The following is a 25,222-nucleotide window of genomic DNA, read 5'->3' as shown; positions in this document are numbered from 1 at the left end:
GATCAGCCGACGATAAAATTTGGCCTAATTCTACCCTGTGTAGCAACTAAGAACCACCCTGATCAGTAGCGAATCCTGACCGCATCACCACCAAACTGATCCTTAAGTTTGATCAGCAGATCATCCGTCGGCTGCACCTGCCACGCCTCACCCAGACAGAGTGTCGCTGAGGCATTATTACTGCTATATCGCAGCGCCACCGGCATCTTCACACTGCCTTTATGTGCAGCCAGAAGCTCACCAAAGGCCTTCAGCGACCGCTCTTTCAACTGTGTATCCTGACAATCAATCTCGATATGACGACCATAACGCGCGCGGCACTGAGTGATATCAGTCACCTTATTGCCGCGCACTTTGAGCTTGTCGGTGCCGGAGTAACTATCGATGGTGATCTCGCCCTCAATCAGCAGTATTGAGTCTTTATTAAGCATGGTGCGGTATTCATCGTAGGCTTCACCAAACAGCGATACCTCAATGCGGGAGGTGCGGTCGTCCAGAGTGACAAAACAGAGCGAATCACCCTTTTTAGTTTTCTTAACGCGTACATCCACCACTAAGCCCAGCATCTTCTGCTGCTGACCCCGCTGTGGCACCAGTTCCACGATCCGCCGGGTGATAAAGTTAGGCAGCTCCGACTCATACTCATCAATCGGATGACCGGTAACATAGAGCCCCAGGGTGTCTTTCTCGCCCTGCAAACGCTCTTTATCGGTCCAGCGCCTCAGCTTCATATACTCAGCGTAAGGATCGCGCGGCTCTTCCGCCTCGACATCACCAAACAGATCAAACATGCCGGCGCTCTGATTGCGCTCAGACTGATCAGCCGCTTTCAATGCTTCGCCGATAGAGGCCCATAGCTGGGCACGGTCCGGCCCCACATGGTCCAGCGCACCGGAGCGCACTAACGCTTCCAGCACCCGCTTATTGAGTTTTTTACTGCCCACCCGTTTGCAGAAATCAAAGATATCCTTGAAATGTCCGCCCTGATTACGCGCCTCAACAATCGCCTCAATCGGGCCTTCACCGACTCCCTTGATAGCGCCCAGGCCGTATACAATCTCACCCTTGTCGTTAACAGTGAACATATATTCACCCCAGTTAACGTCCGGGAGCACCAGCGGCAACTTCATGGTGCGACACTCTTCGATAAAGATCACCACCTTATCGGTGTTCTGCATATCTGAGGAGAGCACCGCCGCCATAAACGGCGCGGGGTAGTGTGCTTTCAGCCAGGCGGTCTGATAGGAAACCAGCGCATAGGCAGCTGAGTGGGATTTGTTAAAGCCGTAACCGGCAAATTTTTCTACCAGATCAAAGATGTTGCCTGCCAGATCGGGGTCGATGCCGTTAGCTGCAGAGCCCTCCATAAAGGAGCTGCGCTGCTTCGCCATCTCCTCCGGCTTTTTCTTACCCATCGCCCGACGAAGCATGTCGGCACCACCGAGGGTGTAACCGGCCATCACCTGGGCGATCTGCATAACTTGTTCCTGGTACAGGATAATACCGTAGGTGGGCTCCAGCACCGGTTGCAGACTGTCCAGCTGATAATCTGCATGCGGATAGGCGAGTTCTGCCTGACCATGCTTACGCAGAATAAAGTCATCCACCATGCCTGATTGCAGCGGGCCGGGACGGAACAGCGCTACCAGTGCCACAATGTCTTCAAAGCGGTCAGGCTTAAGGCGGCGAACCAGATCTTTCATACCACTGGATTCAAGCTGGAACACCGCGGTGGTTTCGGCGGATTTAAGCAGCTCAAAGGTGGCTTTATCTTCCAGATCAATCAACGCGATATTCAACGGCTCTTCGCCATTTTTCGCCCGGATCCTATCGATGGTTTTCACCGCCCAGTCAACGATGGTTAGTGTACGCAGCCCCAAAAAGTCGAACTTAACCAGTCCGGCTTCCTCGACATCGCTCTTATCGAACTGGGTCACCAGGCCGTGACCAAACTCATCACAGTAGGTTGCCGAGAAATCGGTCAGTTTAGTCGGTGCAATCACCACCCCACCGGCATGTTTACCGACGTTACGGGTGAGACCCTCCAGCTTGAGGGCCATCTCCATGATCTCCTGAGCCTCTTCGCTGGAATCGACGAACTCCTTCATCAGCGGCTCTTCAACCATCGCCCGGGAGAGAGTGATACCCACTTCAAAGGGGATCAGCTTAGAGAGCCGGTCCGCCAGACCAAACGCTTTGCCCTGCACCCGGGCAACGTCACGCACAACCGCTTTTGCCGCCATGGTACCGAAGGTGACGATCTGGGATACCGCATCCCGGCCATAGGTCTCGGCGACGTAATCAATGACCCGGTCACGGTTATCCATACAGAAGTCGATATCGAAGTCGGGCATCGATACCCGTTCCGGGTTCAGGAAGCGTTCGAACAGCAGGTCGTATTCCAGCGGATCAAGATCGGTAATCTTCTGCGCATAGGCGACCAGTGAACCCGCACCTGAACCCCGCCCAGGTCCGACGGGTACGCCGTTATCCTTGCCCCACTGGATAAAGTCCATGACGATCAGGAAGTAACCGGGGAAACCCATCTGGGTGATGATATCCAGCTCAAACCGCAGTCGTTCCTCATAGGGACGGCGTTTTTCTGCATAGTCCGGGTCATCTTTGTCCAGCAGAATCTCCAGACGTTCTTCCAGCCCCTTCCAGGAAACATCGGCAAAAAACTGATCCATCGTCATCCCGGCCGGGATGGGGTACTTCGGCAGATAGTAGGTGCCAAGATCCAGCTGAACGTTACAGCGTTTAGCGATCTCAACGGTATTTTCAATTGCAGAAGGGATATCACTGAACAACTCAGCCATCTCTTCAGCGGTGCGCAGATACTGCTGTTCGGTGTAGTTCTTCGGCCGATGGGGGTCTTCAAGGGTTCGACCCTGGTTGATACAGACCCGCACCTCATGGGCTTCGAAATCTTCGGGCCGGAGAAACATCACCTCATTGGTGGCGACCAGCGGGCAGCCGGACTCATGGGCCAGTTGAACCGACGCATGTACACAGCTCTCATCTCCGGGACGTCCGGTGCGTTGAATCTCCAGATAGAAACGATCAGGAAACACCTTTTGCCACGCGTCCAGCACGGCTCTGGCAGAGTCGTTATCCGCCAGTGCCCGTCCGATTTCGCCATCTTTGGCACCCGACAGAGCAATCAGACCCTGTGAGCGTTCAGCGATCCAGCTCTTTTTCAGCAGCGCCAGTTCCGGCTGGATATTCTGACCTTTTTCGTAGGCCAGCGAGATCAGCTCCATCAGGTTACGGTAACCCTGCTCATTCATCGCGAGCAGCGTCATCCGGTGAGGCGTTGCTTCCGGGTCGGTCTCATTTTCGATCCAGATATCTGCACCAAAAATAGGTTTGATACCCGCACCGGTGGTCGCTTTGAAGAACTTAACCAGAGCAAACAGGTTTACCTGATCGGTAATCGCAATGGCAGGTATCTGCTGATCTTTGGCAACATTAACCAGCTCTTTAATACGCACCAGTCCATCGACCAGTGAATACTCTGTATGTAGTCGAAGATGTACAAATGCCGGGTCAGTCATTTCAGCTCGTTTATTCAGTTAAGTTCGTTATTAAAGGCTATTAACAGAGAGTAACTCTGCAACGGGCCTGAAGCTGCGTCGGTGTTCTGGCAGCGGGCCTAAAAGACGCAATTTTTCCATATGCAGCGCGGTGGGATAGCCTTTATGTTGGGCAAAACCATAGCCCGGGTGACGCTTATCCAGCTCGGCCATCTCCCGATCACGATACACCTTTGCCAGAATTGATGCGGCACTGATGGCGGGTTCTTTCAGATCACCCTTAACAATCGCCTCGGAAGGACAGGGCAAACCGGGAGGGCAACGATTGCCATCAATCAGGGCAAACTGAGGCACAACTTTAAGCTGATTAACGGCGCGCTGCATCGCCAGCATGGTGGCATGCAGGATGTTCAGTTCATCGATCTCTTCAGGTGTCGCCCAGGCGATAGACCAGGCAAGAGCATTCTCCTGAATCAGCGGAAAAAGCTGTTCACGCTTTTTCTCGCTGAGTTTCTTCGAGTCGGTCAGACCGCTGATCGGCTTAGCCGGATCGAGAATAACCGCAGCAGCAACGACATTGCCAATCAAAGGGCCGCGCCCCACCTCATCGACACCGGCAATCAACCGCTCCGCGGCAAAATCAAACCCCAGCGTCTTCACTCAGCCTCCCGCGGGATTGCAGCAATTGAACGATCGCATCGGCCGCTTTTTTACTGGCATCCTGTCGTAACTGCAGATGGATCTCGTAAAAGCGCTGTTTTAACGCGCTCTGCTCATCACTGTCTATCAATGCCTGCTCAATCGCTGGCCCCAACACCTCAGGGCGCACTTCATTCTGCAGGATTTCAGGCACTAAAGGCGCATCTGCCAGCAGATTCGGCAGGGATATATATTTACTACTGAGCAAGCGGGAGATGATTTTATAGGTAATCGGAGCCATCCGGTATGCCACCACCATCGGCTTTTTCAGCAATAATGCTTCAAGGGTCGCGGTACCCGAGGCGATCAACACCGCGTCCGCAGCGGTCAAAACCTCCCGCGAACGCTTCAACACCAGTTTTATAGGCAGATCACTGTAACGGCTATCGATCAGCGCACGTAAATGATCAAAACGCTCCTGATTGGCCGCCGGCATCACAAAGACAAGATCAGAGTTGCGCTTCAACAACCAGCGCGCGGTATCCAGGAAAGGTTCTGCCAGATATTTCAACTCGCCGCCGCGACTGCCGGGCATCAGCGCGACAATGCGCTGCCCATGGGGCAGATCCAGATCGGACCGGGCACCTGGCTGATCCGGTTCAAGGGGAATCATATTCGCCAACGGATGGCCAACGAACTCAACCGGCATCGCATGTTGCTCATAAAACTGAGCTTCAAACGGGAACAGGGTGAGCATCAGATCAGTTGTTTTGAGGATTTTAAACACCCGTTTACTGCGCCAGGCCCAGACCGATGGACTAACATAGTGCACCGTCGGAATACCTGCAACACGGAGTTTACCTTCCAGATTCAGGGTAAAGTCGGGAGAATCGATACCGATAAAAATATCCGGGCGATGCTGACAAAAGCGGGACACCAGCGATTTACGAATCCCCAGCAACTCTCTCAGCCTGCCAAGCACTTCAACCAGCCCCATTACGGATAGACGTTCCATAGGATAGAGACTGTCGCAGCCCTCGGCCTGCATCAGCTCACCGCCAATCCCCTCAATCTCAATATCAGGAAAACGCTGTCTGAGTTCTGCCAGCAGGCCAGCACCCAGAATATCTCCGGATGCTTCACCTGCTACGATACCAATGCGCAGGGTACTCATACCCTAACGGATGATGCCCCGGGTGGAGGCTTTGAGGGAATCAGACAACAGCTTAAGCTCCGGCGTTTCAAGCACCAGCGGCTCAAGCTCAGCTATCGCCTCATCCAGCTTCAAACCCTGACGATAGATGATTTTATAAGCACGCTTGATATTCTGAATTGCCGCCGCAGAAAAACCGCGCCGCCTCAGCCCCTCAGCATTGATGCCATGCGGCTGAGCGCTGTTGCCATTAGACATGACAAATGCAGGAATATCCTTGAGCACCACACTACCGGCACCACACATACTGTGAGAACCGATCAGACAGAACTGATGCACAGCGGTAAAGCCACCCAGGATAATAAAATCTCCCAGGTGAACATGCCCTGCAAGGGCGCAGTTATTAGCCAGAATATTGTTATCGCCAACGATGCAATCGTGGGCTACATGAACATTCGCCATAAACAGGTTATGACTGCCAATAACAGTAATACTGTTATCCTGGATCGTACCCCGGTGCACGGTACAGCCCTCACGGAAGACATTGTAATCCCCGATCTGCAGCTGTGTAGGCTCACCGTTATACTTTTTATCCTGACAGTCTTCACCGATACTGGCGAACTGATAAATATGGTTACGTGAACCGATTTTAGTCGGCCCCTTGATAACAACGTGAGAATGAATTTTAGTCCCGGGACCGACCTCTACATCGGGGCCGATAACCGTCCAGGGACCCACCTCAACATCATCAGCCAGGCGGGCAGACGGGTCAATAATGGCGCTGGAGTGGATCAAAATTAGACCTTTCTATCTGCACAAAGAATAGTTGCCGAGCTTGCCAGCTCTCCGTCAACTGTAGCACGAACATCAAACTTCCAGATACCACGCTTTTCAGAAACGATAGTGGCTTCCAACTGAAGTCTGTCACCTGGCACGACAGGACGCTTAAAGCGTACTTTATCAGAACCGACGAAATAATAAATTGAGCCATCTTCAGGCGTCTTATCCATGGTTTTAAAGCCAAGAATTCCGGCAGCCTGCGCCATCGCCTCAACAATCAGTACACCCGGCATAACCGGATGATCCGGAAAGTGGCCATTAAAGAAGTTTTCATTCACAGTGACGTTTTTATAGGCGACGATCGACTCACCCGGCACCAGCTCAACCACCCGGTCTACCAGGAGGAAGGGGTAACGGTGAGGTAAATATTTGCGGATCTCTTTTACATCCATCATCATTCAGGCTGACCTTCAGTATGCTGCTTTACAATATGTTCTAAACATTTAACCCGACGAGACAGCTCATCTAACTGACGAAATCTCACCACATTACGTTTCCACTGCTGATGCGGCTCCATAGCCGTTCCGGAAGAGTAAACTCCCGGCTGCAATATCGATTTACTAACGAGCGTCATCGCGGTGATATGCGTACCATCTGCGATCGTCAGATGCCCGGCAATACCGACAGCACCCGCGATAGTACAATTTTTTCCTATGCGGGTGCTACCAGCAATGGCGGTACAGGCAACGATTGCCGTATTATCGCCAATATTAACGTTATGACCGACCTGAATCTGATTGTCGAGTATGACACCATCGCCAATAATTGTATCATCCAGCGCCCCACGATCGATGGTGGTACCTGCACCGATCTCAACGCGGTCACCAATTCTAACGCCACCCAACTGATGAATTTTCAACCATTGGCCATCATCATTGGCAAAACCAAAGCCATCGGCGCCGATCACTGCACCGCTGTGGATAACGCATAATGCCCCCACCCTGACCTCGCTGTACAGCGTAACATTGGCAGCGATACGGGTGTTTTCACCGATCACACTGCCGGGGCCAATAACACTGTTAGCGCCAATCGTCACACCGGATGCGATCTTCACATCATCACCGATAACCGCATGTGCGCCTATAGTTACATTATCCGCTAACACCGCCGATGTACTGATCTCTGCGGAAAGACTGATAGCTGCTACCTCAGTCGTCTGCTGCTGACAAAACAACGCGGTTGCCCGTGCATAAGCAATGTAAGGGTCTGCAACCACCAGAGCAATCGAAGCTACGTCGTTACGATGCTCAGCCCGCACCAGAACAGCACCGGCCCGGGAGGCCTGCAGCTGCTGCTGATAACGCCCATTGTGTAGAAATGACAATTGCTTTTCAGTAGCCGACTGTAATGTCCCTATACCCTCGATCAGGCAATCTGAAGTAACCGTTTCAGCCCCAAGCAGGCTAGCCAGCTCAGCAACAGTAAAAGAAGGTTTCGCCATCGGTCGTTTACTGCTTATTCAGCAGTTCAACAACCTTTGCAGTAATATCCAGCTCAGGCTTTGCAAAGATGGTCGCTTGTTTGCTGACCACCATATCATAGCCCTCTGTCTCGATCAGACCACGAATAACTGTATCCAGTTTGGGCCGCATCTCTTTCAGAAACTCGTCTTCACGCAGGCGTTGTTTCTGCTGTAACTCTTGCCCTAAACGCTGATATTCGCCATAGGCTTTCTGAAACTGCACACGCTGCTGATCCTGAACTTCCTTAGACTGAGTGCCCTGGCCTTTTTTAATATCGTCCTGAATCTTTTTCGCCTGAGCTTCCAGGTCGATAAGTTGCTTTTGCTCGCTGCTGAACTCTGACTTGAGCTTCTCACGGAATGCATCCGCAGCTTTACTGGTCAGCAAAGCCTGTTGCACGCTGAGCGCAACCACTTTCTCAGCCATTGCATTGAAGCTGAATACCAGCCCTGCGATAAGTATCAGTGATCGAAACATAGTTGGTCGAAGCATTGTTTTCTCCTTAGAAAGTTCGTCCAAGAGCAAATTCGAAGAACCGCTCATCGTCTGTATCTGTTGCATTTAGCGCCTTAGACAGTGCAATTGAGATCGGCCCGATCGGGGTCAGCCAACTGAATCCAAAACCGGCAGCGTAACGCAGTTCGTCAAATTTAATACCGCTATCACAGCTGTTACTGGTAGGACACTCTGTTAAAAAAACGTTACCGGCATCGACAAATAGCAGGGTACGCATTGAACTTGAGTCTTTAATAAAGGGGACCGGGAAGATAAGCTCAGCGCTCATATCAACAGCAACATTCCCGCCAAAAGGGTCAGCCTGTGAATCTCTGGGACCCAGCGAGTTGGATTTAAATCCGCGTACTGAACTCAAACCGCCGCTATAGTAGTTCTTAAAGAACGGGTAGGCGTTATCTCCCAGCTTACCCGCAAAAGCAAGTCGACCTCTCAGCGAGCCAATAAGACCCTCTTTATCTTCTGTCAAAGGGTAATAGATACGCCCCTTGTACTGCTCTTTGTGATAAGACAGATCGCTACCGGGAATCCCTATCTCAATCGAAGCACTTTGAGAGTAGCCCTCAGTAGGGAAGATTTTCCGGTTCAGGTGATTATCACTCCAGCTGAACTGAACGTTGAAAATATTGAAATTGTCCCCCTCCTCTGCGAGATAGTCGGTCACCTCCGCTGAAACATCAGTCGAGGGCTTAACCTTGATCCCTTCATAGTTCAGACCGAAATTGAGGCGCTGATAATCATCCATTGGATATCCGAAGTTAACCCCTGCACCCAGAGTATCAGTCGAGTAGTTACTGACGTTTTCCTGATCATAGTTGGTTTCGCGGGAATAGATGTTATAGCCGCGACTGACGCCATCAACCGTATAGTAGGGTTCAACATAGCTGAACTTGTATTCGGTGATGGTATCACTTTGTGTAACACCAAAGCCGACGCTGTTACCGGAACCGAGGAAGTTATCCTGCTCGACACTCAGGTTGAGGATTGCGCCACTGGTCTGGGAAAAGCCCACACTGGCAGAGAAGTTACCGGTATTGTCTTCGATAACACTGTATTCCAGATCCACCTGATCATCCGTACCCGGTACCGACGCAGTTTCCACATTCACATCTTTAAAATAACCGGTCTGGGCAATACGCTGCTTGGATCGCTCGATGGCCGCGGAGGACACAAGACCACCCTCGACCTGAGACATTGAACGCCGGGCCACGACATCGGCGGTTTTAGTGTTGCCTTTTATCGAGATACGGCGCACATAGGTCAGATTTCCGGGTGCAATAAAGAACTGCAGATTAACGGTATTATCGTCATTAATCTTAGGCACCGGGCTGACATTGGCAAACAGATACCCCTTATCGCCCAGCTTTCGAATCAGTGCATCCTGTGATTCAGTCATGTCGCGACGCGAAAAAGTAGCCCCTTCGACAACCGTTATCGCATCCAGCAACTCCTGCTCATCAATTACCAGATCGCCGGCAACAGCTACGCTGCCAACGGAGAACTTCTCACCCTCAGTCACACTGACAGTAATATATACGTGCTTTTTATCCGGAGACAAAGAGACCTGAGATGAATCGATGGTGAAATTGATATAACCCCGGTCAAGGTAGTATGAGCGCAGTCGCTCGAGGTCGCCCGCCAGTTTTTCCCGGGCATACTTATCAGAGTCACTGAAGAAATCCCAGAAACCCGGCAGCTTGAGAGAAAAACCATCTTTCAGATCTGCATCGGTGAACACCGTATTACCGACAATATTAATATGCTGAATTGTGGCAACCTTACCCTCTTTAATATCGATATTCAGGGCAACGCGATTCTCTGAAAGCGTCTCAACCTCAGCGTCGATAGCGGCGCCATAACGACCCTGCCCCGCATACATACGTAGCAGGTCCTGGCGGATTTTTTCCAGCGTTGCCCGCTTAAAGACATCGCCTTCACGCAGACCATTCTGTTTCAGACCATCCAGCAAAACTTTATCGTCCAGCACCTTATTCCCGTCAAGACGGATGAGACTGACAGCCGGACGCTCCTGAACCTTAACGATCAGCACATTACCATCACGGGCAATACGGATATCGTCAAAATAACCGGTACGGAACACCCGCCGTGTAGCCTCAGCGATTTCGCCCTGATCAACGCTCTGCCCCGAATCAATATCAAGGTTACGCAGCACCAGGCCGGGCTCGACACGCTGCAGCCCTTCCAGACGCACGTCTTCCACAGTGAATGATTGCGCACCAACAACCGCCGAAAACAGTGCCAGGGAAAAGAGAAGTCCGATTCTGATCTTCATGAACTGGTTCTTATATTGAAATAGATAATTTAAAGTCGCATCAGATCATTAAAAATAGCGACGCCCATAAGCGAAAACAAAATTGCCATCCCGATTTTCAACCCGACCATCTGCACCTTTTCAGATACCGGCCGTCCCCTTAGCAACTCCACTGCGTAATACAGCAGATGTCCACCATCCAGCATAGGGATCGGTAGCAGATTAAGAATACCGAGACTGATACTCAGATATGCCAGAAATCCGGCAAACGCCTCAACACCAGAGGCAGCAGAAGCGCCTGCCACTTTAGCAATGGTTATCGGCCCACTCAAGTTTTTTACGGATAACACGCCTTCGAGCATTTTCCAGATAGAATCCAGAGTCAGGCTAATCATCTGCCAGGTTTTAGAGAACGCACCGCCGATTGACTCGATAACACCATACCGAACATCCCGCAGCATCTCTGCTGGCCACTCAACCGGCGCAACACCGGCACCGATATAACCAACCGTAGCGGTCACTTCCGGCTTCGCATCCGGCGTAATCGTTAGCGTAAGTCGCTGACTGTTGCGCTCCACGTCAAACTGAAGCGCCTTACCGGGGCTCTGGCGAACAATATCAACCAATTGAATCCACTCTGACACCGGCCGGCCATCTACGGCGATAACCCGGTCTCCGGCTAGCAACCCACCCTTACCCGCGGCACCCTCCTCGACGACCTGCCCGATCACCGACGGATACACGGGACGGTATGGCTGAATACCCAGCGCTGACAGAGGACTTTGCGCTTCAGGATCAAAATGCCAACCAGTCAGATTCAACTCGTAATTCTGCCTCAGACCGTTAGCACCCTGACGCAGCGTAACTGGCACCACTACTGACTCACCGAGATAGGCCGCCAACGCAAGGTTAACATCATCCCAGGAGTGCGTTTCACGCCCGGCAACAGAAAGAACCTCATACCCTGGCTGCAACCCGGATTGCTCCGCAACGCTATCCGGGGTAATGCTACCAATCACCGGAACTACTTTTTCCACGCCGGAGACCAGCATCCCCCAATACACTAACACCGCAAACAGCAGGTTAACCACAGGTCCCGCAGCAACAATCGCAATCCGCTGCAACACCGACTTGCGGTTAAAGGCCTGATCCAGTAGTTCCGGCGCAACATCAGCTTCGCGCTCATCCAGCATGGACACATAACCACCCAGGGGAATCATGGCGATAACGAACTCAGTATCCCGCCGGTCTCGCCAGCGAATCAGGGGCTTACCAAAACCAACCGAAAAACGTAAAACTTTGACACCGCAACGCCGGGCCACCCAGAAGTGTCCATATTCATGAATCGTCACCAGAATACCCAGAGTGACGATCAGTGCTAATACGGTATTTATAATATCCATCTTTCCTCAGAATCAGCTAATCGCTAACAACTGCACACCCATCACAAACACGGGCCCTGCAGCAGTAATACTGTCTATCCGATCCAACACTCCACCATGACCGGGGAGCAGCCGACTACTGTCTTTAATGCCGCGATGACGCTTCAACATACTCTCAAACAGATCACCCAGCACAGAGGCCAGTCCGGCAACCATCGCTAATAGCAACAGATAGACTCCGGTAAGCAGATCAAGTTCAAGATAGATAACAAAACAGAAGGAGATTGCTGCGCAAGAGGCAAGGCCGCCCCACAGCCCTGCCCGGGTTTTACCAGGACTGACGTTAGGCGCAAGTTTAGCCCGCCCCCAGGTTTTACCTGCAAAATAAGCACCGATATCAGCTCCCCAAACCAGAAGCAGCAACATCAGCAACAAAGTATCTCCCCGGGGATGATGGTGCAGACTGACCAGCGCCATCCAGCTGGAAGCAAGCACCAGAATACCGATCAGAGCACGCTGCCAGATAGTCTGCCAGCCACTAGCGGCAGGATAGCGTACGACCCAGAACGCAGCCAGTAGCCAGAACACTACCGCTAACATAAGAAAGCCACTAAACGCCGCATCCGGGGAATAGTAATTAAGCGCCGCAATGAGCGCTGCAATAAACGAGGTATATGCAAAACGTACAGTGGGGAGACTCAGGCCCGACAGATTAGCCCATTCCCAGGCACCAAAAAGAACAATGGCAGCAACAAACAGTTTAAACACATCAACACTGGAGAGGAACAGCCCCGCCAAAACTAACGGAGCTAACAGGACGGCAGTCCATACCCTCTGTTTAAGCATTCTCAGCCTCTATCTGTTCACTGGTTTTACCAAAACGGCGCTCGCGTGTGGCGTAGCTTTGAATCGCGGCTCCCAGTGCATACTTATTAAAGTCGGGCCACAATAGGTCACTGAAGAAGTATTCACTGTAAGCCATCTGCCAGATCAGGAAGTTACTGATGCGCTGCTCACCCGCAGTTCGGATACACAGATCCGGCGCAGGCAGATCACTCAGACAGACCATCGACCCGAGCAGATCAGCGTCCAGCTGTTCCGGGGTAAAACTCCCGTCTACACAGCCCTGGGCAAAACGCCGGGCCGCTTCAACTATATCCCAGCGACCACCGTAGTTAGCGGCCACATTCACCATAAGGCCCGTATTACCCGCTGTCAGCGCTTCCGCTTTATCGATCTTTTTCTGTAACGAGCTACTGAAGCGACTCGTATCACCGATAACGCGCAAGCGAATATTGTGCTTATGAAGCTTTTTTACTTCACGATCCAGTGCCAGCGCAAACAGCTCCATCAACCCTTTAACTTCCAGGGGAGGTCGCTGCCAGTTTTCGCTACTAAAGGCAAACAGCGTCAACACTTCTACACCCAGCTCAGCACATCCTTGCACCACACTGCGGACACTGTCCACACCGGCGCGATGCCCGGCCAGACTTCCCTTTCCATGTTTTTTCGCCCAGCGGTTATTACCATCCATAATGATCGCAATATGACGTGGTACAGATCTTCCCGCAGGCAAACTGAGCTGTAATTTTTCAGACATATCAGATGCCGATAGCTGCTGTTAACAAGCCACCGGCTATTCCCTTCAAATTTCCATCAGGTCCGATTCTTTGGCCACAAGCAGCTGATCAACATCAGCAATAAACTTATCGGTCAGCTTCTGAATCTGGTCTTCACCGCGATGCGCGTCATCCTCGGTAATCTCTTTCTCTTTCAGGAGATCTTTGATATCGCCGTTTGCATCCCGGCGAATATTACGGATAGAAACCCGGCCATTCTCAGCTTCGGCACGCGCCTGACGAATATAGCCTTTACGGGTTTCTTCGGTCAGCGCAGGCATCGGCACACGAATCACCGCACCAGCAGTCGACGGGTTAAGACCCAGATCAGACTTCATAATCGCCTTTTCGATATCCGGGACAAGGTTTGACTCCCATGGAGAGATGGACAGAGTACGACCATCTTCAACACTGATGTTTGCTACCTGACTCAGCGGTACAGGGGAACCATAGTAATTTACATATACGGTTTCCAGAATACTCGGATGTGCACGACCGGTGCGAATCTTCTTCAGATTGGTCGCCAAAGCATCAAGACTTTTACCCATGCGTTCCTGGGCATCTTTCGCTATCTCATTCAGCATATATCTCTCCTACCGTCTCATTATTATCAATGACGGTTCCTTCGTCGCTACCAACAATCAGGTTGGCAAGCGCACCTGGTTTGTTCATATTGAAAACCCGGACCGGCATATCGTGGTCACGGGCCAGACAGATTGCAGTCAGATCCATTACGCCCAGCTGCTTATCCAGCGCCTCATCAAATGTCAGATGGCGATATCGCTTAGCAGAAGGGTCCTTCATCGGATCTGCGGTATACACACCATCAACTTTGGTGGCTTTAATTACTACATCCGCATCGATCTCGATGCCCCGCAGACACGCGGCTGAGTCAGTAGTAAAAAACGGGTTACCGGTACCCGCAGAAAAAATCACAACGTCACCCTGAGCCAGGTAACGGACCGCATTACGCCGGTCATAATCATCTACCACACCGCGCATCGGAATAGCAGACATGACCCGGGTAGCAATATTACAACGTTCCAGGGCATCACGCATCGCCAACGCATTCATAACGGTTGCCAGCATACCCATATGGTCGCCGGTCACCCGATCCAGGCCCGCAGCACTCAATGCCGCTCCACGGAACAGGTTGCCACCGCCAATAACCATACCGACCTGAACACCTATACCCACCAGCTGGCCTATTTCCAGCGCCATCCGGTTTAACACTTTAGGGTCGATGCCGAAATTAGCTTCGCCCATCAGGGCTTCGCCACTTAACTTGAGAAGTATACGTTTGTACTTGGAATGCTTATGTGAGGCAGGCATCGCTATCGTCTCCACCCGGAATGAGTTCGAACAGTGTAACAAGAAAAAAATAGATTGCGCACCCAGAACAGGTACGCAATCTGCGCAGGATCAGTTTTTAACCTTTCAACTGCTCAGCAACTTCAGCAGCGAAGTCTTTGTGCTCAACTTCGATACCTTCACCTACTTCAATGCGGATAAATGATGCAACAGAAGCGCCTGCATCTTTAACCAGCTGACCCACTTTAACATCAGGGTTTTTAACAAAAGCCTGTTCTGTCAGGCTATTTTCAGCCAGGAACTTGTTGATCCGGCCAACCACCATCTTCTCAGCGATCTCAGCAGGCTTGCTCGCCATATCAGGCTGTGCCAGGATGATCTCTTTCTCTTTAGCAACTACATCAGCAGGCATATCTTCCGGGCTAACCACCTGTGGGTTAACCGCAGTTACGTGCATCGCAACATCTTTAGCCAGCTCAGCGTTACCACCATTCAGCGCAACCAGAGCAGCCAAGGTGCCGGTACTGTGAACATAGGCAGCAACCATCTCGCCTTCTACGATCATGACACGACGAACACTGATGTTTTCGCCGATTTTCTGTACCAGCGCATCACGCACATCGGTCAGTTCACCCGCCATCAATGCTGCAACATCGGTCTGCTTATCAGCAAACGCCTTTTCCAGCACAGTGTTAGCAAAGGAGGTGAAGTTGCCATCGCGGGCAGCGAAGTCAGTCTCAGAGTTAATTTCTACTGCAACAGCAAAGCTGTTGTCATCAGCGATTTTAACGACAACGATACCTTCAGCAGCGGTACGGCCCGCTTTCTTAGCGGCTTTCATACCTGATGCTTTACGCAGCTCTTCGATCGCCAGATCTACATCGCCATCAGCAGCAGCCAGCGCTTTCTTACACTCCATCATACCCAGACCGGTACGATCGCGCAGTTCTTTTACCTGCGTAGCGGAGAAGTTTGCCATTTGGTTTTACCCCATTAACAGTCTATTGATTCAAATTCAAAAAAAGGGGAGCAACTCAGCTCCCCTCCAGCGTGTCTGAATAGTCTATTCAAACCGCTTGACAGTCTGATTACTCAGCAGCAGCGTCGTTTTCAACTTCAACGAATTCGCTCTTTTCACCCGCTTCAACTTCAGTACCTTCAGAGCATGCATCAGCAATCGCTTTAACGTAGATCTGAATGGCACGCAAAGCGTCGTCGTTGCCCGGAATAACGTAGTCAACGCCATCAGGGTTGCTGTTAGTATCAACGATACCGATAACAGGGATACCCAGCTTGTTAGCTTCGTTGATAGCGATACGCTCGTGATCAACGTCAACAACAAACAGTGCGTCTGGCAGACCACCCATATCCTTGATACCGCCGATAGACAGTTCCAGCTTTTCCATCTCACGCTGACGCATCAGAGCTTCTTTCTTAGTCAGCTGAGCGAAAGTACCATCCTGGCTCTGTACTTCCAGATCACGGAAGCGACGGATAGACTGACGGATAGTCTTGTAGTTAGTCAGCATACCACCCAACCAGCGATGGTTAACGTACGGCATATTCGCACGCAGTGCTTCTTCTTTGATGGTTTTGCTGGCAGCACGCTTAGTACCAACGAACAGAATCTTGTTCTTGTTGACAGCCATGCCCGCAACTACATCCAGGGCACCGTTCAGTGCTGGAAGAGTGTGTTCCAGGTTGATGATATGAATCTTATTACGAGCACCGAAAATGTATTTACCCATTTTCGGATTCCAGTAACGGGTCTGGTGACCGAAGTGAACACCTGCTTTCAGCAGGTCACGCATTGTAACTTTTGCCATTATATTTTCCTAAGTATAGGGTTAGACGTCCATGCACCCCAGCTCCCAACCGCAAGCGGCACCCAAGGAGATGTGTCGGTAACATGTGTGGATTTATGAAATTTGAGTTTTAAAACACAAATGTTTACAAACATAAATTTCGAGCGCGATTTTATACCACAAACCGCCTTTGTTTTGAAGCAGCAATTATAATCTATTTATCCTCAGTGTTTTGTTCTTAGTCCCTAAATTCGCTACAATCGGTTAACTGTTTACACTATATTGTCTTTCGCCCCAAAGGCTTACAATTTTAAGGGTTTATATGAGCATTACTATCAAAACGCCGGAAGAGATCGAAAAAATGCGCGTCGCCGGCCGCCTGGCTGCGGAAGTACTGGAAATGATTGCCCCTTTCGTTAAGCCGGGCGTCACCACAGAAGAGCTCAACACACTCTGCCACGACTATATGGTCAATGAACAGAAAGTGATTCCTGCACCACTGAACTACCACGGTTTTCCAAAATCAATCTGCACCTCGGTTAACCACGTTGTCTGCCATGGCATCCCCAATGACAAACCCCTGAAAAACGGCGATATTATCAATATTGATATCACTGTCATCCACGATGGTTACCACGGCGACACCAGCCAGATGTTCTATGTTGGTAACGTCCCACCCCACGCGCAGCGGTTGTGCGAAATCACTCAGGAATGCCTGTACAAAGGTATGGAACTGGTCAAACCCGGCGCTCGCCTGGGTGATATCGGTTATGTCATTCAACAACATGCCGAGTCGCATCATTATTCAGTGGTACGTGAATACTGCGGCCACGGCATCGGCATCGGCTTTCATGAAGACCCTCAGGTGGTGCACTATGGCAAACCCGGCACCGGCGTTGAGCTGCTGGAAGGGATGTGTTTTACCATCGAGCCGATGATTAACGCGGGTAAACGCCATGTCAAACTATTGAAACGGGACGGCTGGACGGTGGAAACTGCCGATAAACGACTCTCTGCTCAATGGGAACACACGATTCTGGTAACAGCTGTCGGTTATGAAGCGCTGACCAAACGCAAGGATGAAGTATTCTAACCTACTGCTGACGGGGACAATCCATGTCGCACACCGCTTTTGCTGCCGATGAAACGCTCTTTTCAGCCAGTGACTTTACGGCTGCTCTGGCGGAATCAAAATCTCCCATACCCGTTTTCAAAAATGCACTGAAAGCAGCCCAGGAAAAGATGGATGCCCGCTTTCGGGACGGGGAAGATATCCGCAAACTGATCTACGGTCGGGCCTGGCTAATCGATCAGCTACTGCTGCAAGCCTGGAACCTGTTTGAATGGCCTGCGACAAAACATTTCTGTCTGATGGCTGTCGGAGGCTATGGCCGCGGGGAACTTCATCCCCGCTCCGATGTAGACATTCTGATTCTGCTGGACAACATCAGTGACAGCGAAGTGCAGGACAGCATCAGCGGTTTTCTCACCCTGCTCTGGGATATCAATCTGGATATCGGCTCCAGCGTACGCACCATTGATGAGTGCTATGACGAAGCGCAAAACGATATCACCATCGCCACCAACCTGATTGAATCACGTCCACTGGTGGGCAATGCCGACCTGCATATTCAGATGTACCTGCGGGTAACCTCCGAGGGCGCCTGGACCGATAAAGAGTTCTTCCTCGCCAAGGTTAACGAACAAAACGGTCGTCACGATAAAACCAATGACACCGAGTACAATCTTGAGCCAAACCTGAAGAACTCCCCGGGAGGACTGCGGGACCTGCAGACCATTGGCTGGGTGGCGAAACGACACTTTGGTGCCACCTATATCCGCGACCTGGTGGATCACGGCTTCCTCACCGAGCTGGAACTGGACACCCTGAATAAAGGCGAGCTATACCTCTGGACAGTTCGCTACGCCCTGCACATGCTCGGCCAGCGCCGCGAAGACCGCCTGCTGTTCGACCATCAGCGCAGCCTGGCAGACCTGTTCGGCTACACCGACCAGAACGGCGCGCTGGCGGTTGAGCAGTTCATGAACAAATACTATCGGGTCGCCAAAGCGATGTCGGAATTCAACGGCATGCTGCTGCAATATTTCGATGAGGTTATTCTGCGCCATGAAGAAGAGCAGGTAATTGAACCGCTGAACAATCGATTCAATCTACACAACGGTTTTATCCGGGTGGCGTACGAGAGCGTCTTTGAACACCACCCATTTGCCATGCTGGAGATGTTTGTACTGCTGGCGCAAAACCCTGAGATCAAAGGGGTGCGGGCGTCCACCATCCGCCTGATCAGAAATAACAGACACAGGATCGACGACGAGTTCAGAAATGATATTCGTAATACCTCGCTGTTTATGGAGCTGTTAAAACAGGAAAAAGGGGTCTCCACTGAACTGAAGCGGATGAACCGCTTCGGCATTCTGGGTCTGTACCTGCCGGAGTTTGGTGACATTGTCGGCCAGATGCAGCACGACCTGTTCCATATCTATACCGTTGACGCCCACACCCTGAAAGTGATTCAGAAGATCCGCAAGTTCCGCCATAAGGATCAACGGGAGAAGTTCCCGATCGCTTATCGTATTATCAATCAGCTTCCGAAACTCGAACTGATCTACATCGCCGGCCTCTATCACGATATCGCCAAAGGCCGTGGCGGCGACCATTCTGAGCTGGGCGCAGAAGATGCGATAGCCTTCTGCCTGCGTCACCACCTGGGTAAGTGGGACACCCACATGGTGCAGTGGCTGGTGCGCAACCATCTGCTGATGTCGATGACCGCCCAACGCAAAGATATTTCCGACCCCGATATTATTCTGCATTTTGCCAAACAGGTTCGGGATATCGTGCACCTGGATTATCTCTACATCCTCACGGTCGCTGACATTAACGCCACCAACCACAGTCTCTGGAATAGCTGGCGCGCCACACTGATGCGTCAGCTGTATACCGAGACCAAACGGGCCTTGCGTCGGGGTCTGGAGAATCCGGTTAACAAAGATGACCGGGTCGAACAGATCCAGAATGAAGCCCTGGCGATTATGCAGCGTAAAGGGTTTAACGAACATGAAGTGATGGAGTTCTGGAAACTACTGGGCGATGATTATTTCCTGCGGGAACAACCGCAGCATATCGCCTGGCAAACCAAGGCGATCCTCGAACACGGAGATTCTGATCAGCCGCTGGTGATGATTCGCAAAACCTCTTACCGGGCATTTGAAGGCGCGACCGAGATATTTGTCTACATGCCCGATCTGCCAAAACTGTTCGCCGCCGCGGCCTCGGCCCTGGATCAGCTCAACCTGAACATCCAGGATGCCCGTATTATGGTGGCCGACAACAATCAGGCACTAAACACCTATACGGTACTGGCTGAAGACAACATGCCACTGCCCGATGATGACGCGTTTCTAGAGACCATTCGCAAACATCTGGTTGAAGAACTGGATGATCCCGATGATTTCCCAGCCATTATTCAGCGTCGCATTCCACGCCAGATGAAACTATTTGCTTACCCTACTCAGGTCAACATGAGTACCGATCCGGCCACCCAGCTGACCACACTGGAGATCATCACCCCTGACCGCCCAGGCCTGCTGGCTCGCTTAGGCGGTATCTTTGTTGATTTTGATATCTCGGTACGTAAGGCAAAAATCGCCAGTATTGGCGAACGGGTAGAAGACTTTTTCTTTATCACCGATGATCAGGGGCACCCTATCAGCGACCCGGACATCTGTATGAAGTTACAGCAAGCCATCTGTCAGCAACTGGACGAATACAGTAAGTCCGCCTGAACCCCACAGACGACCGACATTGACGATGAATATGAGACGTAATCATGGATAAACAGACCCAAACCGAACTTGAAGCCGCCGCCTTTCGCCGCCTGGTACAACATCTGGATGAACGTAAGGATGTGCAGAATATCGACCTGATGATCCTCGCCGGTTTCTGCCGCAACTGTCTGTCCAAGTGGTATAAAGCGGCCGCCGACGAACAGGGCGTTGAACTGAGTTACGAACAGGCCTGTGAACAGGTCTACGGCATGCCCTATTCCGAATGGAAAGCGCAACACCAGAAGAAGGCGACACCGGAGCAACTGGCGGCCTATGAAGCGACGCAGAAGCCCCACCAGTAAACCGCATCAGGTAAACGGTTGAAACTTACCAACCGCAGGCAATAAAAAAACGCAGGTGCGATAAAGCAGCTGCGTTTTTTTATTTTTTTGCCCGCGCTTATGTCAGCGCGGGCAGTGTTACTGATTACTTGCCTGCCAGGCCCGCTGCACCTGATTCAGATCAACCTCAAGAATGGTGGCATAGACATCGGTCTGCACCGGATAACTTTTCACCACCCGCGCCCCGCGTACAATCCCGGCCACTGCGCCCTGGAACTGGTTATTCTGCAGAATCATATCCTTCACCGAGGTCGTGCCCGCCACATACTGGCCATGCACCAGCGCGGTCAGCTCACGATAGGCATCCAGCTTTGATGCCTTCATCGCCATCAGCACCTTATGCTGCTGGCTCTGGCCCTCCTGCAGACTGATCGGCGCATAACCGGTCACCTGCACCCAGTTTGGCTCTACCGGGGTATTATCAACACTGGGCGGCAGATCGGGTAGCGCAGAGATAATATCCTTGGTGGACTCAACAAAGGTTTCACAGCCCCCCAGAGAGATAACCAGCAGTATCGCCAGAGCCCCCAGAGTCAGTTTTTTCAGCCAGGATTTCACTTTCACTCTGCACGCTCCGCAGCCGTTTGACGGGTACCATTTTCAATAATCATGCCGTCATCCATCGCCTTAATCGGATCATAACCCGGCAACTCACCTTCCAGCCGAACCGAGGGGATATTTGTCTGGGCCGCCGCCAGTATCTGACGACTGGTGGTATCCAGCACCCGGGCATTGATAATAATGCCATCCGGATGCTGACTATAGGTACCGGTCAGGACGAAATGGATGCGAAAACGGTTACGAATCCCGGAGAGGTTTTCAGCGGAAAGTGGATCTTTAACCGTGGTATTCAGACTCACCGCGCGAAAATCGACCAGATTATAGCCATGCTGCTGCAGCTGAAAGATAAAGTTCTCACTCAATCGTTCGCCGGTCGGTGTACCGGAGGCTTTGCTGCCCAGCTGCACGAATGGAAGGATAGCAATCGGCAAGCGCTTTACATGATTCTCGCTCAGTCCGACATTTAACTGTATCGCCATCTGTGCCACCGCTTCGCTCAGCGGATCAGCACCGGAAGGCTGATCAGCAACCACCTTGACCTCATGTTTGGTCAGTTCCCGCTGCGCTTCAAGATTAGCCGCTTCTGCTTCCTGCATCTGCACCAGCGCCTGCGGATCAACACTCTGCACCGTCACCGGAACCGGCTGATTCAGCACACATCCAGTCAACAGGATTGGACCAAGCAGTAAAGAATATCTCATCGACACCCGACACCCAGAATTAAATATGCGTTTAAACTAACATAAATCAGGTACTTAAACAGTCCCTGCCGTATTGCAACAGATCAATAATTTGCATACCTTAGTGTATTATCGGTCACCCAGAAAGTATGTTTAGTCCTATGATGCGTATCGTTGCAGCACTATTGTTCAGCCTTCTCAGCCTGTCACTGCATGCCGTTACGATGGAAGCAGAGGGGCGCGCACTGATATTCGACAAGGATATTGATTCCGCGCGTCAGGCTGCCATCAAAAATGCCACCCAGCAGGCATCACTTCAGGCCAGTGCTATTGTCAGCAGCACTCAGACCATTAACCAGGGTGTCCTGAGCATCGACAATATGCAGGTCAGCACCCTGGGGCTGGTGGGCAACATCGATATCCTCGATGAAAAAATTCAGGGGCGCATGCTATGGGTTAAAATCCGCGCCGATATCGACTTTGAAGAGGGTTGCGCGGCAGGAGTGTCCGGGCACGGCTACCAGAAATCCGTAGCGATCACCGCGTTTCCTCTGCTCTATCCGCAACAGGCCAATCTCGGCTATCTAAGCAATATTCAGACGGAGCTGAGCCATATTCTCAGCAACCAGATCAATCAGACCAGCAATTTGCGGGCGATGAATGCGGGCATGCTCAATGTCCTGGAAAGCGCCGCTACGGCACCAACCCGCCAGCTCAGCGCGGGTGCGCTGACCACCGTACTCGACTATACCCGCCAGCTGGATGTGCAATACATCGTCTCCGGCGTGATTCGCGATATGTCTATGTACGACTCATCGGTGATCGATCCGAATCGTAATATTCTGGTAGATCTGTATAACCGGATGGATTATCGCAGTAAACGTCACCTGCGGTCGCTGGTGCTGGATCTGTATATCCATGACGGATTTTCCGGCGCATTGCTCTTCAGTAAACAGTACGCTACCGCCGGACGCTGGAATCTCGAACCCGAAGCCCGCCCTGGGTTTGCCAGCGCAGAATTCTGGCGACTGGATTACGGCAAGCAAACCCGGGAGATGTTGAACCAGATTGCTGCCGACCTCAATAACGAACTACGCTGCATGCCCTTCTCGGCCCGCATCACCAAAAGCGAAGACAACCTCCTCTGGTTTAACGCCGGAGCCCTGGCAGGCATAAAAGCGGGCGACAAACTCACGGTCTACCGCAAATCAAACTTCTTCACCGACGATATGCGCAGCCATGTACAACTCGCCAACACCCGCAAAACCATCACCGTCACCGAAGTTCAACCCATGTTCTCCATCGGCCGGCTTGCAGAGGATGGCGCGCTGTACAATATACAGCCAGACGATGTCGTGATTTCCTGGTAAGCGCGGAGCGCTTACCAGGCAGACCGCCGCTTCGCGGCTCGCTAGACGCGACTGCGTCGCTTGCTAGTGGCTAGACGAAAAACTTCGTTTTTCTTGCTAGAAAAAGCAAAGAAGAAAGAACTATATTGCTCTCTCTTTTATATAAAAAACCTAAAACAGCAAAAATATAAAAAACTAAACCTTCTCAAACCTTTCTACAAAAACAGATTTTATTAATTTTTCCGGTAATTTCACTTTGAGATAATTTTAATAGCTGCTCCGTAAAATACTGTTTGGCCAATGGATACACCGTCATAGCATAACTAGCAAGCTCTTTTCTCTTCTTTTCAGAGCACTCAAAAGGATTAAAATCAATACTTTCCACACTGCCAAGATAGTTTATGAATGTATCTGTTTGGCCCTCATCCTTGTCTTGTTTCAACGCATCAAGTTCTTGCCTAGCAATTTGCTTTATTTCTAATTTAAGCTCTTCGAGATGCTCAACCATGTCTTTTAGTTCAGTAGGAAGCCCTTTTACTTTTACTAAATCATACGATGCGTTTTTAGTAATCAAATGGGTTTTAAGAGGACCATCAATGAACTCATAGATACTGCTGAGAGAGTATTGACTCACTTTTGGCGAACCAGGCTCTTGATAGGGTACATAATAATAATGAACCTCATCACCTGTAATGGATAAAACACTGCCCTTGGAAGGAATATCACTTTCATTTATGGAGCGGTCTATATGATGAACCTCAAATGTATGAGATAAAGAAAACTGATCTTGTATGTAAAGGATATATGTTCGCAAACACCTAACTTTATAATCAAATACTGTTTCGCTTTCACCCTTTTCTAGCACTATATCCATGTGTACTCCTAAAACCTATCCAAAGGTGCTACAGAAGCAACACCTATCCAACCTACTAATATCCTTACTCAAAATAATTTTACATTACTTTTCGTACATCACTCCAATGCAGACTGCATTTATACAAAGCAGTTTTCCTCCAAAAAAAACCGCCAATTAGGCGGTTTCTTGTTTATACTTTTTCTAGCAAGGAAACGAAGTTTCCGTCTAACCACTAGCAAGCGACGCAGTCGCGTCTAGCGAGCCGCGAAGCGGCGGTCTGGAAATAATTGCTCCGCAATTATTTCTGCGTCCCACGAATATTAACTTCTACCCGACGATTCATCGCGCGGCCACCGGCGGTATCATTACTGGCAACCGGGTAACGCTCACCATAACCTCGGGATTGAAGCCGCAACGGTGCCACACCACTACCGCCCAGGTATTGGGCAACGCTGGCTGCGCGGCGTTCAGACAGAGTCTGGTTGGTTTCGAATGAGCCGGTGCTATCGGTGAAACCGTCAACGTTGACGACTGTCTTATCGAATTTCACCAGTACTTTGGCAACTGAATTCAGGGTTGGATAGAACCCCTGATCAATGTTGTAAGACCCGGTCGGGAAGGTCACATTGCCCGGCATAATCAGGCGAATCGAATCACCAATCCGTTCAACCCGCACACCGGTGCCTTCCAGCTCCTGACGCAACAGCATCTCCTGCTGATCCATGTAATAACCAATACCACCACCGACGGCACCGCCTAATAACGCACCGGCAATCGCACCTTCAGTACGTTTGCCTTTACCGGCTACCGCATTACCCAGGACGGCACCGGCAACAGCGCCGATGCCGGCACCTGTCGTTGCATTGCTGGTTTTGGCTTCCTGGGTATAAGGATCCATGGACTGACAGCCAGCCAACGCAATTGCGCCAGCTAAAACAATAATTTTTTTCATTATCACTCCTTTGGTAATCTGTGAAAAAGCTCAGCCTGACTCAGACACTACTGATTGCTGAAAAAGTGATGGGAACCACCTGTTTTTCAATCCGACTTAGT

General features: G+C 51.0%; 23 protein-coding genes. 4 read left to right on the top strand and 19 right to left on the bottom strand.

Annotation, left to right across the window (positions count from 1 at the left end):
* Positions 1–62: 62 nt before the first annotated feature.
* The 15 genes from dnaE to rpsB all read right to left on the bottom strand — a co-directional run bounded on the left by dnaE (position 63) and on the right by rpsB (position 16,554).
* The gene (gene dnaE, locus Q0499_RS01640; RefSeq protein WP_299195315.1) at positions 63–3,557 is read right to left on the bottom strand and encodes a DNA polymerase III subunit alpha; all 3,495 of its coding nucleotides are present in this window, start codon (positions 3,555–3,557) and stop codon (positions 63–65) included.
* 30 nt (positions 3,558–3,587) lie between these two features.
* Positions 3,588–4,196, bottom strand: a complete 609-nt coding sequence (gene rnhB / locus Q0499_RS01635) for a ribonuclease HII (RefSeq protein ID WP_299195313.1) — start codon at positions 4,194–4,196, stop codon at positions 3,588–3,590.
* Positions 4,177–5,349 (bottom strand): lipid-A-disaccharide synthase, encoded by a 1,173-nt coding sequence (gene lpxB, locus Q0499_RS01630; protein ID WP_299195311.1) that lies wholly within the window; start codon positions 5,347–5,349, stop codon positions 4,177–4,179. The genes rnhB and lpxB overlap by 20 nt, the downstream gene beginning before the upstream one ends.
* Positions 5,350–5,352: 3 nt before the next feature.
* On the bottom strand, positions 5,353–6,123 hold the full coding sequence (gene lpxA / locus Q0499_RS01625) for an acyl-ACP--UDP-N-acetylglucosamine O-acyltransferase (RefSeq protein ID WP_299195309.1): 771 nt from the start codon (positions 6,121–6,123) through the stop codon (positions 5,353–5,355).
* Between the two features lie 2 nt (positions 6,124–6,125).
* Positions 6,126–6,566, bottom strand: a complete 441-nt coding sequence (gene fabZ / locus Q0499_RS01620) for a 3-hydroxyacyl-ACP dehydratase FabZ (RefSeq protein ID WP_299195307.1) — start codon at positions 6,564–6,566, stop codon at positions 6,126–6,128.
* Complete coding sequence (gene lpxD / locus Q0499_RS01615) at positions 6,563–7,609, bottom strand: UDP-3-O-(3-hydroxymyristoyl)glucosamine N-acyltransferase (RefSeq protein ID WP_299195305.1); 1,047 nt, start codon at positions 7,607–7,609, stop codon at positions 6,563–6,565. Before lpxD ends, fabZ begins: the two co-directional genes overlap by 4 nt.
* Positions 7,610–7,616: 7 nt before the next feature.
* Positions 7,617–8,123 carry an OmpH family outer membrane protein gene (locus tag Q0499_RS01610; RefSeq protein ID WP_299195303.1) on the bottom strand — a complete coding sequence of 169 codons (507 nt, stop codon included), beginning with the start codon at positions 8,121–8,123 and terminating at the stop codon, positions 7,617–7,619.
* Positions 8,124–8,133: 10 nt separating this feature from the next.
* Positions 8,134–10,437, bottom strand: a complete 2,304-nt coding sequence (gene bamA / locus Q0499_RS01605) for an outer membrane protein assembly factor BamA (RefSeq protein WP_299195301.1) — start codon at positions 10,435–10,437, stop codon at positions 8,134–8,136.
* A 29-nt stretch (positions 10,438–10,466) separates the two neighbouring features.
* A complete protein-coding gene (rseP, locus tag Q0499_RS01600) occupies positions 10,467–11,819 on the bottom strand; it encodes a sigma E protease regulator RseP (protein WP_299195299.1) in 1,353 nt (450 codons plus the stop codon).
* 12 nt (positions 11,820–11,831) lie between these two features.
* Complete coding sequence (locus Q0499_RS01595) at positions 11,832–12,644, bottom strand: phosphatidate cytidylyltransferase (protein WP_299195297.1); 813 nt, start codon at positions 12,642–12,644, stop codon at positions 11,832–11,834.
* Entirely contained in the window at positions 12,637–13,398 is a 762-nt protein-coding gene (gene uppS / locus Q0499_RS01590) for a polyprenyl diphosphate synthase (protein WP_299195295.1), read from the bottom strand. Before uppS ends, Q0499_RS01595 begins: the two co-directional genes overlap by 8 nt.
* A 45-nt stretch (positions 13,399–13,443) precedes the next feature.
* Positions 13,444–14,001 (bottom strand): ribosome recycling factor, encoded by a 558-nt coding sequence (gene frr / locus Q0499_RS01585; protein WP_299195293.1) that lies wholly within the window; start codon positions 13,999–14,001, stop codon positions 13,444–13,446.
* Positions 13,991–14,749: a UMP kinase gene (pyrH, locus tag Q0499_RS01580; RefSeq protein ID WP_299195290.1), complete on the bottom strand. Its 759-nt coding sequence runs from the start codon at positions 14,747–14,749 to the stop codon at positions 13,991–13,993. Before pyrH ends, frr begins: the two co-directional genes overlap by 11 nt.
* A 97-nt stretch (positions 14,750–14,846) precedes the next feature.
* Entirely contained in the window at positions 14,847–15,707 is an 861-nt protein-coding gene (gene tsf, locus Q0499_RS01575; protein ID WP_299195288.1) for a translation elongation factor Ts, read from the bottom strand.
* Positions 15,708–15,816: 109 nt separating this feature from the next.
* The gene (gene rpsB / locus Q0499_RS01570; RefSeq protein WP_299195286.1) at positions 15,817–16,554 is read right to left on the bottom strand and encodes a 30S ribosomal protein S2; all 738 of its coding nucleotides are present in this window, start codon (positions 16,552–16,554) and stop codon (positions 15,817–15,819) included.
* A gap of 301 nt (positions 16,555–16,855) precedes the next feature.
* On the opposite strand from rpsB, the gene map reads away from it, so the two are divergent.
* The 3 genes from map to Q0499_RS01555 are packed head-to-tail and all read left to right on the top strand — an operon-like array spanning position 16,856 to position 20,684.
* Positions 16,856–17,626, top strand: coding sequence for a type I methionyl aminopeptidase (map, locus tag Q0499_RS01565; protein WP_299195284.1), 771 nt, complete (start codon positions 16,856–16,858; stop codon positions 17,624–17,626).
* A gap of 23 nt (positions 17,627–17,649) precedes the next feature.
* Complete coding sequence (locus Q0499_RS01560) at positions 17,650–20,340, top strand: [protein-PII] uridylyltransferase (RefSeq protein WP_299195281.1); 2,691 nt, start codon at positions 17,650–17,652, stop codon at positions 20,338–20,340.
* A 44-nt stretch (positions 20,341–20,384) separates the two neighbouring features.
* On the top strand, positions 20,385–20,684 hold the full coding sequence (locus Q0499_RS01555; protein WP_299195280.1) for a DUF1244 domain-containing protein: 300 nt from the start codon (positions 20,385–20,387) through the stop codon (positions 20,682–20,684).
* A 117-nt stretch (positions 20,685–20,801) separates the two neighbouring features.
* On the opposite strand, the gene Q0499_RS01550 is transcribed toward Q0499_RS01555, so the two are convergent.
* Positions 20,802–21,287 (bottom strand): hypothetical protein, encoded by a 486-nt coding sequence (locus tag Q0499_RS01550; RefSeq protein ID WP_299195278.1) that lies wholly within the window; start codon positions 21,285–21,287, stop codon positions 20,802–20,804.
* Complete coding sequence (locus Q0499_RS01545; protein ID WP_299195276.1) at positions 21,284–21,985, bottom strand: FlgO family outer membrane protein; 702 nt, start codon at positions 21,983–21,985, stop codon at positions 21,284–21,286. The genes Q0499_RS01550 and Q0499_RS01545 overlap by 4 nt, the downstream gene beginning before the upstream one ends.
* Positions 21,986–22,125: 140 nt before the next feature.
* Here Q0499_RS01545 and Q0499_RS01540 point away from each other — a divergent pair, with 140 nt between their 5' ends.
* Positions 22,126–23,334, top strand: a complete 1,209-nt coding sequence (locus tag Q0499_RS01540) for a flagella assembly protein FlgT (RefSeq protein WP_299195273.1) — start codon at positions 22,126–22,128, stop codon at positions 23,332–23,334.
* Between the two features lie 184 nt (positions 23,335–23,518).
* Here the strand turns inward: Q0499_RS01540 and Q0499_RS01535 are convergent, their stop codons facing one another.
* Both Q0499_RS01535 and Q0499_RS01530 read right to left on the bottom strand, forming a co-directional pair.
* Positions 23,519–24,187, bottom strand: coding sequence for a hypothetical protein (locus Q0499_RS01535; protein WP_299195271.1), 669 nt, complete (start codon positions 24,185–24,187; stop codon positions 23,519–23,521).
* Between the two features lie 280 nt (positions 24,188–24,467).
* A complete protein-coding gene (locus Q0499_RS01530; RefSeq protein WP_299195268.1) occupies positions 24,468–25,121 on the bottom strand; it encodes an OmpA family protein in 654 nt (217 codons plus the stop codon).
* Positions 25,122–25,222 lie beyond the last annotated feature (101 nt).

This window comes from uncultured Amphritea sp., from assembly GCF_937127095.1.
Classification (GTDB): Bacteria; Pseudomonadota; Gammaproteobacteria; order Pseudomonadales; family Balneatricaceae; genus Amphritea.
This window is presented reverse-complemented; position numbering and strand designations above follow the sequence as displayed.